A 13118-nucleotide genomic window follows, 5' to 3' on the forward strand; every position below is an offset into this window, starting at 1 on the left:
GAGGTCCGAACGCTGGCTGCCCCGGCAAGTCGGCGACCTCAGTCCGTATGCTGGCTCAGTACATGTGCTGGCCGCCGTTGATCGAGAGGGTGGCCCCGGTGATGAAGCCGGCGTCGTCGCCGACCAGGAAGAGTACGCCTCGCGCTATATCTTCAGGTTGGCCAAGTCGGCCGACGGGGATCTTGGCGACGATCTTCTCCAGCACGTTGGCAGGTACGGCGCGTACCATATCGGTCTCCACATAGCCGGGGGCGATGGCATTGACCGTGATGCCCTTGGCCGCGCCTTCCTGCGCCAGTGCCTTGGTGAAACCGTGAATGCCGGACTTGGCAGCGGCATAGTTGACCTGGCCGTATTGGCCCGCCTGACCGTTGATCGAGCCGATGTTGACGATCCGTCCGAAGTTCTGACCCCGCATGGAATCGATGACACAGCGCGAGAGATTGAAACAGGAGGTCAGGTTGGTGTCGATCACCGCCTGCCACTGGTCCGCCGACATCTTGTGCAGCGTGCCGTCGCGGGTGATGCCCGCATTATTGACGACCACTTCGATCGCTCCGTGGTCGGCGACGATCGCCTCCACCGCCGCCTTGACCGCCTCGAAGTCGGACACGTCGAATTTGGCGACCGGGATTCCGGTCTCTTCGGAAAACGTCTTCGCCGCTTCGTCGTTGCCGCCGTAATTCGCGACCACACGGTAGCCGGCATTCTTCAGCGCTTCGCAGATCGCGCGCCCAATGCCGCGGGTTCCGCCGGTGACCAATGCCAAACGTCCGGACATGCTTGTCTCCTTGATTCGCCTCCGAGGTCGGGCGCCACAGGACGCAGCGCCGGACGGTCTGATGCCGTCGCGCTCATAAAAACACGACGGACGGCACGAACCAACCGTTGCAATGGTGAGCTTCGCAGACGCTTAGAGCGGGACGCCATCGCGCCGGCTAGAGCAGACTGCGATAGGCATAGGCGTAGAGTTCGGACCAGCCGAGACCCGCGTAGAGCGCCTGCGCCGGAGGGTTGTCCGCCTCCACCTGCAGGATCAGGTCCCGGACGCCGCGTTCGGCAGCAGCACTCACCAGCGCCGCGATGATTGCGCGGGCGGCGCCCCGGCGGCGCTGCGCGGGCCGGGTGACCAGGGCGGTGATCAGCAGCAGATCCTCGAGGACGACGCCCAAGCCGGCCGCCGCGGCTTCGCCGCCGACCTCGGCGACCGCGAAGATGCAGGGCCGGCTGATACGCCCGACAATCGCCTCCCGCACGGCGCGTTCCGGCCCGCCGCCATGGCAGATCTCGGACCAAACTTTTGTGGCATTCCGATCCAGACGTACCGGCCTTTGCGGCTCGGCTTCGGCGCCGGCCAGCGGGCGGCCCAGAACCAAAGCCTGACCCTCTTCGCGATATCCGCGCTGCGCCAGGCGAGCGTCCAGATCCGCTGGCTGGGTGACCGGACTGATCTTGAAGATCGGCCGCAGGCCTCGGCCGCGGTAAAGCGTCTCGGCGCGTGTGATCGCGGCCTCGGGATCTCCGCCCTGCCATGTCAGCGGCAGCACGGAATTGGCCCGCCGGGTCACACCCGCATCGAGCTGGCAGGTCCAACCGTCGCAGACGAGCCTCTCCGCCGCCGGCCAACCCTCCGCCATCCGCGCTTCGGCACGGGTGATCATCTCTCGTTTCATCGGCGCATGACGCTTTAAGCAGAACGGGCCGCCTGGCGGCGGCCCGTCCCAAACTCCGACTGAAGGGTCTTTAGCGCTCGACGCACATGGCAATACCCATGCCGCCACCGATACAAAGCGTGGCCAATCCTTTCTTGGCGTCGCGCTTCTGCATCTCGTGCAACAGGGTCACCAGAACACGCGCGCCCGACGCGCCGATCGGATGGCCGAGGGCGATGGCACCGCCGTTGACGTTGACCTTCTCCGGATCCCAACCGAGGTCCTTGTTGACCGCCAGAGCCTGGGCTGCAAAGGCCTCGTTGGCCTCGACCAGATCCAAGTCCTCGGTCGACCAACCGGCTTTCTCCAGCGCCTTGCGGCTCGCGGGGATCGGGCCGGTCCCCATGATCGCCGGGTCGACACCGCAGGTGGCCCAGCTGACGATGCGGGCCAAGGGCGTTACGCCGCGCTTGACGGCCTCGGCCTCGCTCATCAGCACGGCCATGGCGGCACCGTCGTTGATCCCGCTGGCGTTACCGGCGGTCACCGTTCCTTCCTTGTCGAAGGCCGGGCGCAGCCTGGCCAGCGTCTCGGTCGTGGTACCGTGCTTGGGGTACTCGTCGTTCTCGACCGTCACATCGCCCTTGCGGGTTTTGATGGTAACGGGAACGATCTCCTCCTGGAAGCGGCCGGCTTTCTGCGCAGCTTCCGCCTTCTGCTGACTCTTTGCCGCGAAGCCATCCTGCTCATCGCGGGTGAGCTGCCACTTGCGGGCGACATTCTCTGCCGTATTGCCCATGTGATAGCCGTTGAAGGCATCCCAGAGGCCGTCCTTGATCATAGTGTCGACGAACTTCATGTCGCCCATCTTCTGGCCATTGCGCAGATGCGCGCAGTGCGGAGCCTGACTCATGGACTCCTGCCCGCCGGCCACGACGATCTCGCTGTCGCCGGCGAGCAGCGCCTGGTAACCGAGCGCGACGGCGCGCAGGCCGGACCCGCAAAGCTGATTGATGTTATAGGCCGTCTTTTCCTGCGGCAGCCCCGCCTCCATGGCGGCCTGGCGCGCCGGATTCTGGCCGGCGCCGGCGGTCAGGATCTGACCGACGATGGCCTCGTCCACCTCGCCCGGCTCCACCTTTGCGCGCTGCAAAGCTTCCTTGATGGCCACGGCGCCCAGATGGGACGCGAGTACACTTGACAGCGCACCGCTAAAGGCGCCGACCGGGGTGCGGGCCGCACCCGCAATGACGATGTCGCTCATGGAAGATCCTCCGATCCGTGAGGTTCGGCGCACGCCGGATGACGCGGCCCCTTGCATCTGCCTGTCGCTATCTTTCTTGGGCTTACGGTGTTGCACCGTAAAAGCCTGTGTCCTGCATTTAAGAAGAGCAGCGCCTTCGGCGCAACCGATGGCGTGTCACGGCAGCGTTTCGCGCAGGCTCAGGCCGCAGCCTCGGCCTTTGTCCGCATCCACGCCGCCAGCGGCTCCCAGACCAATGCCCGCGCGCGGCCGCTGGTGACCATCCCGATGTGGCCCACCGCAGGTTCACGCAGCTCGCAGTTCGGAATGGCGCTTCCCAGTGCCCGGGCCGAAGCCGGCGGGACGATCCGATCCTGCGCCGGAATCATGCAAAGGCTGGGCAAGCCGAGCTTTGACGGATCCACCGCCCGGCCCGCGATCCGCCACGCGCCGAGCGCCGGCGTATTGGCACCGTACCAGCCGCCGAGACAATCGCGCGCGACCGATGAGGCCAAGGGTACGCCATCGTTCAGCCAGTCCTCCAGGGCAACAAAGGTTTCGGCTTTGCCGCTCTCGTGATCCAACCCGGCGAAGGCCAGGAACTTGCGCACGCCGCCCAGGGGATCGACGGCGGCAAAAAGCGCTTGAATGGCGTCGACGGGCAACTCGCCCAAGACGTCAAGCGCCGGACCGAAGGACAGCAGGCTGCCGAGGCCCAGCGGCGCGGCCTGCGGCTGGTCGCCGTGGAAATCCCATGGCGCGGCCAGAAGGATCAGACCCGCCAGATCGCGCTGACGGCGCTGGGCCAAAGCGGCGGTCAGGGTACCGCCCATACAGTAGCCGGCGAGCAAAGGCCTGCGGCCGGTGGCCGCCAGCGCCGCATCCAGTGCCTGCTCCAACCGCCCCGCGACGTAGTCGGTGAGAGAAAAGCCGCGCTCGATCGGACCCGGCGCGTCCCAATCGACAAGCAGAGGCCGGAACCCCTGCGCCGCGAGCCAGCGCAGCAAGGATATGCGTGCGGAGAGATCGAGGATGTAGGCGCGGTTGATCAGCGAGGGCACGACCAGGATGGGCGGGCCGTCCGGCACCGTTGCCTCGGCGCAGGCACCGTAGTCGAGCAAGCGAGTCGTTCCGGCCCGCCAGAGAACCGGCGGCTCCGGCAGATCGCGTCTGTAGACGTGCTGCCGGTAGGCTTCGATTCCATCGAGCAGACGATGCGCGCGCCGCACGGCCTCGCGCTGCAGAGCGGCGGCGAGCGCTTCAGGTTTTGCGCTTGCGCTGTCTCGCTCCAGATCGCTGGCCCGCCGCGCCAGATCCGGCGGACTGGCCGGCGGTAGCCCGAGCCAAGGCGGCCTCGAGCTCAGCGAGGCGAGTCTCCAACCGCTCCAGGCGAGCCCCGCCATCGCCAGGTGCAGCGGCAGGGGACGCGGCCCCAGCCTGCGCGGCTCCGTCCGGTACGGACTGCTCCGACCGGGGTCCTGGTCTCGGACTGCCTCCATCGCTCCGTTCCGTTCCCCCTGCGGCAGCCGCTCCGGCGAGGCCCTGTTGCCACAAGCCAGCCCAACCCGCCATGGCGTTCGCGCTCATCGCGCCGGCCATGGCCTGTGCAGCCGCCATCGGTCCGCTGATCTGCAAAACCGTTTGCAGCCAGCGCTGCATCTGTTCGGCCGACTGGCGGTCGGCGGCAAGCGCGGAGATCTGATCCTGCATCAGATCCAGCGTTCGCCGTGCCAGGGCATCGAGATCTGGGGTCTCCTCGCTCATGCCGACCCACTATCGGGAGCGCTTGGAATCCGGTCAAGCATGGGCTCGCCCCGCAGCGGCGCAGCCGCCGTAGGGCCATCGGTCGCCGCAGAGCCCCTTTCCGAGCCGATCGCCAGAGCCGGTCGCCGTAGAGATTGACAGGTCTTGCCGCAGCGCAGCACACTCGCCCGGCGGTGGAGGACTGGTTTCCGAAGAGTCACGACCGCAGACGGGGCGAGCGACCGGGCAGGGCCGACAGCACAGCAGCAAGGACAAGCTCGACGTGACCGACAGCAAAAGTTTGAAGGCCGGCGAAGGCGCGGGCCGCGCCGCACCATCGGCACGCGGCAGTGGCGGGAAACCCATCACCATCAAGAAGTACGCCAACCGGCGCCTCTACAACACGGCGACCAGCAGTTACGTCACCCTCGATCATCTGTGCCAGATGGTGAAGGAAGACGTGGAATTCGAAGTCTACGATGCGAAGACGGGGGAGAACATCACGCGCCCCGTCCTGACGCAGATCATCGTCGAGGAGGAGTCCAAGGGCGAGAATCTGTTGCCGATTTCCTTCCTGCGACAGCTGATCTCCTTTTACGGGGCCGGCATGCAGTACATGGTCCCGACCTATCTCGATCAGATGATGCAGGCCTTCGCAGCGAACCAGGAGCAGGTCGCCCAGGCCATGCAGAAGTCTATGGGCGGCATGTTCTCGCTCGGCAGCATGAGCGACAACATGGAGAAGATTGAAGAGGCGCGCCGTCAGAATATCGCCCTCTTCCAGCGTACGATGAAGATGTTCTCGCCCTTTCCCAACGGCGCAGGCGAAGGCAACGGCGAGACTGTCGGCGAAAAGATCGAAGAGCTCGAATCCCTCAAGCAGCAGGTTAACAGCCTGCAGCAGCAGTTGGACCGTCTGTCCGGCAGCGAAGATCAGAAGTAGCCGACCGAAGCCGGTTAAGCGGACATTGGATCGCTAATCGGAGCGATGCCGGGACTCAGGTCGCGGCCTGCACGTAACGCAATGCACTACCTTCCGCTTGCTCCCAGTCCTCGGTCCCGGCCGGTCGGCCGCTACGCCAGGCCGGCGAAAGTTCGGGCCTGCCGAAATGCCAGCCCTGCAGGAAATCCAGACCTTCTTCCGACAGATAATCGGCCGCATCGCCGTCTTCGACGCATTCCGCCACTGTCGCCAGGTTGAAGGCGCGGGCCAACGACAGCAGGTTGCGAACGAAAAGCTGGTTTTCCGACGACTCGCGAATATGGCGAATGAATGAGCCGTCGATTTTAACGATGTCGACCGTGAGTGCCTTGAGATGGCGAAAGGTCGTGTAGCCGGCTCCGAAATCGTCGATCGCGACTTTGCAGCCGAGATCGCGCACCGTTGCGACGAACCGCGCGGAGTCCTCGATGTCGTGCAGCGCGGCGGTCTCCGTGATCTCGACGATCAGCCGCTGTGCGACATCGGGCCTGCCTCGCAGATGCCCGACCAAGGCCCGCAACCAGGAGCGGTCGGCCGCCGTCAAACCCGAGATGTTGATCGCCAGGGTGACACTCGGGTGGGCGATCAGGTCCGCCACGGCCAGATCGAGAACATGGCGATCGATAGACCGCATCAGGCCCAGTTGCTCGACGATCGGAATGAACTCGCCGGCCGGCACCAGTTCGCCCGCCGGATCGCGCATTCGCAGCAGGCACTCGTACCAACTGACGTGATGGCTTTTGGCGTCAACCACCGGCTGGAAAGCCAATAGCAGCCGCTCGTCCCGCAAGGCCTGCTTGACCTCTTCGCCGATCGTCATGGATGCACGGAAGTCGTCGCGCTGGGCCTCGGACAGGCAATAAACCGAAACGCAGTCGCGGCCTGCGGTCTTGGCCGCCAACAAGGCGCCTTCGCCTTTCGTCATGACGTCTACGGCTGTCTTCGATTGCTGCGGGAAGACGACGACACCGGCGGAAACCGCGACGTGAACCGGGCCGGACTGGGTATGAAACGGGCCCTGGCGCACGGCCTGGAGGATGCGCTCCGCCGCCGCCTGGGCTTCGCCCGAAGGACAGGAGGCCAATACGATACCGAAACGATCACCGCCGAGACGGCCGATCACGTCGGCGGCGCGAAGACAACGGTCGAGCCGGCGACCGACTTCGACGAGGACCTTGTCGCCGACCTCGTAGCCGTAGGCGGTGTTGATCTTATAGAGCGCGTCGACACCCACCACGACGAAGGCGCCCGTGCGCTGAAAGCGCAAGGCGTTGGCCAGAGCATGATCCAAGGCTTCGCGCAGGCGCAGCTTGTTGTAGTGACCGGTCAAGTCATCGAAGTTCGCGAGATATTCCAAACGGCTTTCATTCTGCTTGCGCTGCGTCACCCCGCGCAGGGTTCCGAGCAAGCGCGCCGGCGTCCCATTGGGTCCGCGTTCTACGGCACCCCGATCGTGAACCCACTGGTAGTCACCACTGTCGTCGCGCACCCGATACTCGCAGTCGAACGGGTCGTCGTTGCTAAGATGATCGGTCAGTGCGCGCAGCCGGCGCGGCAGGTCTTCCGGATTAATCCGGTCGTGGTAGGCTTCGCCGCCGACCGGCAGATTCGACTCGTCGACGGCGAACAAGGCCGCTGCCTTGCCCCCCCAGACGATGTGATCGGCGACCAGATCCCATTCATAGACAACGTCGCCGGCCGCCTCGACGGCGGAACGCCAGCGCGCAAGATCTGACAAGCCCTCTACGACTTTGGCTGACCGCCGCAAGGCCCGCCCTCCTACCTCAATACGCCATTCCGACCAGCCCGATCGTCGCCTCTTCATCGAGCGCCGACTGGCCGGTGGCAACCGTCAGGATCCCGTATTAGCGCTTAAGAAAGCGTGAAATCTCTGCTTTCGGTCACCTTGACGCGCCATCTAAGTAGAGTACGCCTCTACAACGTTCGCGCCACTAACTCGAGCATATTATCATATTATGCAACCTTATACGATCCAATATTGTACTAATAATCATGGTTAATCATCCCTCTAGTAGATAAAATTTGTCTTTGATTGCATCAAACCCCTTGTTCATACTTTTTTTACCCTAACTCTAAGGTGTATGTTAACGGTCTGCAGGGTCGCGAACTGACGTATGCAGATGAATTCTATGCGCCAGAAATGGGGTTGAGTTATGGCCGGCGTTCCGGCACTGCGCAGTACGGTAACTAGAGTTCCAGCAATCGGCGCTGGCGTAAACGCGGCCAAGGGCAGCGTTGCGGCTGACGCCTCGATCGCTGGAGCGACGAGCGCGCGCGCCATCGAACCGGTGGCCGCCACCGTCACGGCACGACCACGAGACCAATCCGCAGTCTTGCTGCTGACCCTCGCGCTGGACGGAGCTCAGGAGCCGGCAGCACGAAACGGCTTTGGCACCGGCGGCGCGGAGCGGCAGGCAGACCGGTGCTACACGGCCGAAGCTTGCCGCACCTATCGACGACAAGGAGCAGAGCCGGAATTCTACAGTGAGGCCCCCATCATCTTTCGCTTTCACATCTAGACATGCAGGAATTCAACCTCGGGTGACAGACAGATCAACGTCCCGGGATGTCCTCGACTCATAAGACATTCCATATAACCACCCCGAAATACCTGCTAAAAACAAATCTTCCGGGTAAATTTCTTTAGAAAAAGCAGTGCGAAAACTCGATTCTATAGAGTAATTTTGTACGCCAATTTATAGTTATACCCAAAGCTGAAATTTTTTATCCAAAGCAATAGCCGCTTTTTCATTGATTCTCGCATCCGAGAAAATACAAAATATATCGCGCCAGGTGTGAGACGTTTTGATTTGAAACTATTGGTTAAAGCGCGTGGATCGAGACAAGGTCAGCGACCGGGAAATTGAACAACACGTCGGCCGCCGCATTCGCGAACGCCGCACGCTTCTGGGCCTTACTCAACAGCAGTTGGCCGATTTGATCGGTGTGACCTATCAGCAAGCACACAAGTACGAACGTGGCATCAACCGCATCTCGGCCGCGCGCCTTCATATGCTGTCTCAGGTGCTCGGTGTTGACGCCAACTACTTCTTCGACGGGGCCGGCACACCGACGGCAACGACACCGAATGGCCGCCAGCGGCTGAGCCTGGACGTCGCCCGCAACTTCACGCGCATCCGGAACGACCGCTGCCGCGAAGCTTTCGCGCAACTCTGTAGGGCCATCGCAGACGACTAAATAGGACGCGGCGGCGTCGAAAACGCAGCCTGCACCAGCCCCCTTGCCATTCCTTTTAGGACCGCTCCGACCTTTCACGGACACGCCCCGGCGCCGGCGATGAATCACCCGGACTGGACTGGCGTGCCGACGCGAAAGAGATTGCCGTGGGGGTCCCACAGGGGGAATTCCCGCATGCCCCAAGGCTTGTCTTCCAAGGGCCCGATGCGGGCCGGAACGGAAATCAGGTCCCGCCACGCCGCATCGTAGGCATCCACGTCGCGGACTTGCAGGTAAGCACCGGACGCCTCGCAGATCGCCCGGTCCTGGCAGTCCCAGAAGTGCAACTCCAGCGGGCCGCGCCCAAGCATCAGGTAGCCTTCCCACCGCCCCAGCCTGGCGAAACCCAGTTTGTTGTACCAGGCCTCCGTCTCGTCGAAATCCAGCGATGGCAGCACGGGGCAGGCGTAGTCGGGGTTGGGATAGTCGGGACGGTCGACAGCAGTCATCACGTAGGTCCTCTCAAGCAGGCCGTCAAAACTAGCCGAAGCGCCTCGACAGCGCGACGACCTCGCGGCATCTTGCCAAGCATGATCGAGACTCCTGCGAACGACCCCACGAAAGACTCAGCCGCCGGCGCGCCGCCCTACAAGCATCTCTATCTGATCGACGGTTCGGGGTACATCTTCCGAGCCTTCTTCGCGATCCCACCGCGCATGACCAGCCACGGCGTTCATACGAACGCTGTCTTCGGCTTCACCAACATGCTGATCAAGCTGCTGCGCGATACCGACGCGGACGGCCTCGCGGTGATCTTCGACCATTCGGGCGAGTCCTTCCGCAACGAGATCTACCCCGACTACAAGGCGAACCGCGACGAACCGCCCGAGGAGCTGGTTCCTCAGTTCGCAGCGATCCGCGAAGCGACCCGCGCCTTCGGCCTGCCCTGCCTGGAGCAGAAGGGCTACGAGGCCGACGACCTGATCGCCACCTACGCGCGGCTAGCGGCCGAACGGGGCCTGCGGGTGACCATCGTTTCTTCCGACAAGGATCTGATGCAGCTCGTCGGCGAAGGAGTCGACATGCTCGACCCCATGAAGGACAAAGCGATCGGCCGCGCGGAGGTGATCGAAAAGTTCGGTGTGCCACCGGAGAAGGTGATCGACGTTCAGGCACTGGCGGGCGATTCCACCGACAACGTACCCGGCGTGCCTGGGATCGGGATCAAGACGGCGGCCCAGTTGGTCGAGGATTACGGCAGCCTGGAGACGCTGCTGGAGCGCGCCGAGGAGATCAAGCAACCCAAGCGCCGCGAGAAGCTGATCGAAAACGCCGAGCTGGCGCGCGTCTCCAAGCGGCTGGTAACGCTGGAGCAGCAGGTACCGGTTGCAGCCGATCTGGTCGATTTCGGCCTCAGCGAGCCTGACCCGGAGACCTTGCGCGACTTCCTGGAGCGCTACGAGTTCCGCAGCATTCTGAACCGGCTGGCCGACAAGCTGGTCCCCAACGGCGGGGAAGGAGTGGTACCGGACGCGAAGGAAGTCGGGGCGACACCCAACCCCCAAGCCGCTGCACCCCCAGCCGAGCGGCCCCCGGGGTCCGGCTACGAGACGCTGCAGACCTCGGCGGCCTTGAGGGACTGGGTCGCGCGGGCCACCGAGGCCGGCAGAGTCGCCGTCGACACCGAGACGGACTCACTCGACTCCCTGCGCGCCAGGCTGGTCGGCGTCTCGCTGGCCATAGCGCCGGGCGAGGCCTGCTACATCCCGCTCAGCCACAAGGGCGACAGTGGCGACGGCGAATCCCTCGACTTCGAGGCCGGCGCCGCACCGGAACAGATCCCGCTGGAAGAAGCTCTCGATCTTCTGCGCCCACTGCTGGCCGACCCCGCGGTGCTGAAGATCGGGCAGAATCTGAAGTACGATCTGGAGGTGCTGCACCGCTACGACCTGAAGGTGACGCCGCTCGACGACACCATGCTGCTGTCCTACGTGCTGGAGGGCGGATTGCATGGCCACGGCATGGATGAGCTCTCCAAGTTGCACCTCGATCATACGCCGATCCCCTTCAAGGAGGTCTGCGGCAGCGGCAAGTCGCAGATCACCTTCGATCGCGTGCCGCTCGAGCGGGCCACCGACTACGCGGCCGAGGATGCCGACGTCACCTATCGGCTGCACGCCCTGTTCCGGCCAAGGCTCGTCACGGACAAACTCGCCACCGTCTACGAGACCCTGGAGCGTCCGCTGGTCCCGGTTCTGGTCGCCATGGAGGAGGCCGGCATCAAGGTCGATACGGCCCAGCTCAAGCGCCTTTCGAACGACTTCGCGACGCGCATGGGCGAGCTGGAGACGGAAATCCACAGCCTCGCCGGTCGGTCCTTCAACATCGGCAGCCCCAAGCAGCTCGGCGAGATCCTGTTCGACGAGTTGGGCCTGCCGGGCGGCAAGAAAGGGAAGACCGGCGCCTACGCCACCGGGGCCGACATCCTGGAACAGCTCGCGGCACAGGGTCACGACCTACCCGCGCGCATGCTTGACTGGCGGCAGATCGCCAAGCTCAAATCGACCTACACCGACGCGCTGCAGACTCAGATCAACCCGGATACGGGGCGCGTGCACACCTCTTTCGGCCAGGCAATCGCCTCGACGGGCCGTCTCTCCTCGACCGATCCGAATCTGCAGAACATTCCGATTCGTACCGAGGAGGGCCGCAAGATCCGCCGTGCCTTCGTCGCCGAGCCGGGACACAAGCTGCTCTCCGTCGACTACTCCCAGATAGAACTGCGCCTGACCGCGCATATCGCCGGGGTCGACGCCCTGCGCGAAGCCTTCGCCGCCGGACACGACATCCATGCCATGACCGCCAGCCAGGTTTTCGGCGTGCCTCTGGAGGAGATGGACCCGGCCACCCGGCGCCGCGCCAAGGCGATCAACTTCGGGATCATCTACGGGATTTCGGCCTTCGGGCTGGCCCAGAACCTGAGCATCCCCCAGGGAGAGGCCCGCGCCTACATCGGCGCCTACTTCGCGCGCTATCCCGAGATTCAGGACTACATGGAGCGCACCAAGGCCGAGGCGAAGCAGCGCGGCTGGGTCACCACCCTCTTCGGCCGCCGCATCCATCTGCCGACCATCCACGACAAGAACCCGGCGCGCCGCAGCTTCGGCGAGCGCGCGGCGATCAACGCGCCGATCCAGGGCAGCGCCGCAGATATCATCAAGCGCGCCATGATCCGCATCGCGCCGGCGATCGAAACAGCCAAGCTGGAGGCCCGCATGCTGCTGCAGGTCCACGACGAACTGCTGTTCGAGGTGCCCGAAGCCCAGATCGAAGACACGGCGACCCTGGTCAAGCAGGTCATGGAGGGTGCCTGCGCCCCGGCCCTGGAGCTCTCCGTTCCCCTGGTCGCCGACGTGGGCCTCGGCGAGACCTGGGACGAGGCGCACTAAAGAAAGCGCCGCAGCACGCGCCGAACGCCCTGCAGGTAGCCGCCGCCGAAGAGCGCGACATGCACCAGCAAGGGATAGAGATTGTAGAGGTCGCGGCGCGCCTCGAAGAAGTCCGGTTCCAACGGCGCCAGCTCGGCGTAGCGGCGGAAGAAGGCTTCGCCGAAGGTGCCGAAGAGGGTCGTGAAGGCCAGCTCGACTTCCGGGTGGCCGTAGTAGACCGCCGGATCGATGAAGCCGACCGCGCCGTCACGGCCGACCAGAACGTTGCCGCTCCAGAGGTCGCCGTGCAGCAAGGCCGGCTGTTGCGGTTCGTCGAGGTAGCGGTCCAACCGCCCCGCGAGATCCTCGACACTCGTCCGGTCTTCCGCCGGCAAACGGCCTCGCTCGTGAGCGAGGCGCGCCATGGCGCGCAAGCGCTGCTCGGCGAAGAAGGGTAGCCAGCGCTCGTTCCAGGGATTGGGCTGCGGCAGGCTGCCGATCACAGTCTCCCGCTCCAGCCCGAAGGCCTCGGCGCTGTTGGCATGGAGGGCGGCCATCGCTTCGGCCGCGCGCGTTTCCGCGGCGGCATCCAGGCGGCCGCCGTCGTCCAGCCGGGTCATGATCAGCAGGTCGTTACCGGCATGGATCACCTCGGGTACGGGCAAGCGATGGTCCCGCAGCTTGGCCAGCATCCAGGCCTCGAGCTCCAGACCCGGCTGACCGGATGCCCCGCGCTTGGCGACCAGCCGCTGGCCGTCCGGCAGGTCGAGAGCGACGACCTCGGCGATGCAACCGCCGCCCAGAGAACGCAGCGAGCTGGGGCGGACGCCAAGCGCCGCCTCGACCGCTTCGGCCAAGGTCATGGAACCGGC

General features: G+C 64.5%; 12 protein-coding genes. 5 read left to right on the forward strand and 7 right to left on the reverse strand.

Going from position 1 to position 13118, the window contains the following annotated elements; genetic code table 11:
- Positions 1–55: 55 nt before the first annotated feature.
- The 4 genes from phbB to DBZ32_RS11210 form a co-directional block, all read right to left on the reverse strand.
- Positions 56–781, reverse strand: a complete 726-nt coding sequence (gene phbB / locus DBZ32_RS11195; protein ID WP_119167243.1) for an acetoacetyl-CoA reductase — start codon at positions 779–781, stop codon at positions 56–58.
- A gap of 157 nt (positions 782–938) precedes the next feature.
- Positions 939–1673 carry a GNAT family N-acetyltransferase gene (locus DBZ32_RS11200; protein ID WP_119167244.1) on the reverse strand — a complete coding sequence of 245 codons (735 nt, stop codon included), beginning with the start codon at positions 1671–1673 and terminating at the stop codon, positions 939–941.
- A gap of 70 nt (positions 1674–1743) precedes the next feature.
- Complete coding sequence (locus tag DBZ32_RS11205; RefSeq protein WP_119167245.1) at positions 1744–2916, reverse strand: acetyl-CoA C-acetyltransferase; 1173 nt, start codon at positions 2914–2916, stop codon at positions 1744–1746.
- Positions 2917–3095: 179 nt separating this feature from the next.
- A complete protein-coding gene (locus DBZ32_RS11210; RefSeq protein ID WP_119167246.1) occupies positions 3096–4394 on the reverse strand; it encodes an alpha/beta fold hydrolase in 1299 nt (432 codons plus the stop codon).
- A gap of 71 nt (positions 4395–4465) precedes the next feature.
- Between DBZ32_RS11210 and DBZ32_RS22645 the strand changes: the two genes are divergently transcribed.
- Entirely contained in the window at positions 4466–4597 is a 132-nt protein-coding gene (locus tag DBZ32_RS22645) for a hypothetical protein (RefSeq protein WP_268877942.1), read from the forward strand.
- A 324-nt stretch (positions 4598–4921) separates the two neighbouring features.
- Positions 4922–5581: a polyhydroxyalkanoate synthesis repressor PhaR gene (gene phaR / locus DBZ32_RS11215; RefSeq protein ID WP_407923494.1), complete on the forward strand. Its 660-nt coding sequence runs from the start codon at positions 4922–4924 to the stop codon at positions 5579–5581.
- A gap of 55 nt (positions 5582–5636) precedes the next feature.
- Here the strand turns inward: phaR and DBZ32_RS11220 are convergent, their stop codons facing one another.
- A complete protein-coding gene (locus DBZ32_RS11220; RefSeq protein ID WP_208539197.1) occupies positions 5637–7358 on the reverse strand; it encodes a putative bifunctional diguanylate cyclase/phosphodiesterase in 1722 nt (573 codons plus the stop codon).
- Between the two features lie 436 nt (positions 7359–7794).
- Here DBZ32_RS11220 and DBZ32_RS11225 point away from each other — a divergent pair, with 436 nt between their 5' ends.
- Complete coding sequence (locus DBZ32_RS11225; protein WP_119167248.1) at positions 7795–8160, forward strand: hypothetical protein; 366 nt, start codon at positions 7795–7797, stop codon at positions 8158–8160.
- 313 nt (positions 8161–8473) lie between these two features.
- Positions 8474–8839: a helix-turn-helix domain-containing protein gene (locus tag DBZ32_RS11230; protein ID WP_119167249.1), complete on the forward strand. Its 366-nt coding sequence runs from the start codon at positions 8474–8476 to the stop codon at positions 8837–8839.
- A 104-nt stretch (positions 8840–8943) separates the two neighbouring features.
- Here DBZ32_RS11230 and DBZ32_RS11235 read toward each other — a convergent pair whose 3' ends face one another.
- Positions 8944–9327: a bleomycin resistance protein gene (locus tag DBZ32_RS11235; protein WP_119167250.1), complete on the reverse strand. Its 384-nt coding sequence runs from the start codon at positions 9325–9327 to the stop codon at positions 8944–8946.
- A gap of 81 nt (positions 9328–9408) precedes the next feature.
- Between DBZ32_RS11235 and polA the strand changes: the two genes are divergently transcribed.
- Positions 9409–12267, forward strand: coding sequence for a DNA polymerase I (gene polA / locus DBZ32_RS11240; protein WP_119167251.1), 2859 nt, complete (start codon positions 9409–9411; stop codon positions 12265–12267).
- Here the strand turns inward: polA and DBZ32_RS11245 are convergent.
- On the reverse strand, positions 12264–13109 hold the full coding sequence (locus DBZ32_RS11245; protein ID WP_119167252.1) for a fructosamine kinase family protein: 846 nt from the start codon (positions 13107–13109) through the stop codon (positions 12264–12266). The genes polA and DBZ32_RS11245 overlap by 4 nt on opposite strands.
- Positions 13110–13118: the final 9 nt, after the last annotated feature.

The sequence above is a fragment of the Algihabitans albus genome, assembly GCF_003572205.1.
In the GTDB taxonomy this organism is placed as follows: Bacteria; Pseudomonadota; Alphaproteobacteria; order Kiloniellales; family DSM-21159; genus Algihabitans; species Algihabitans albus.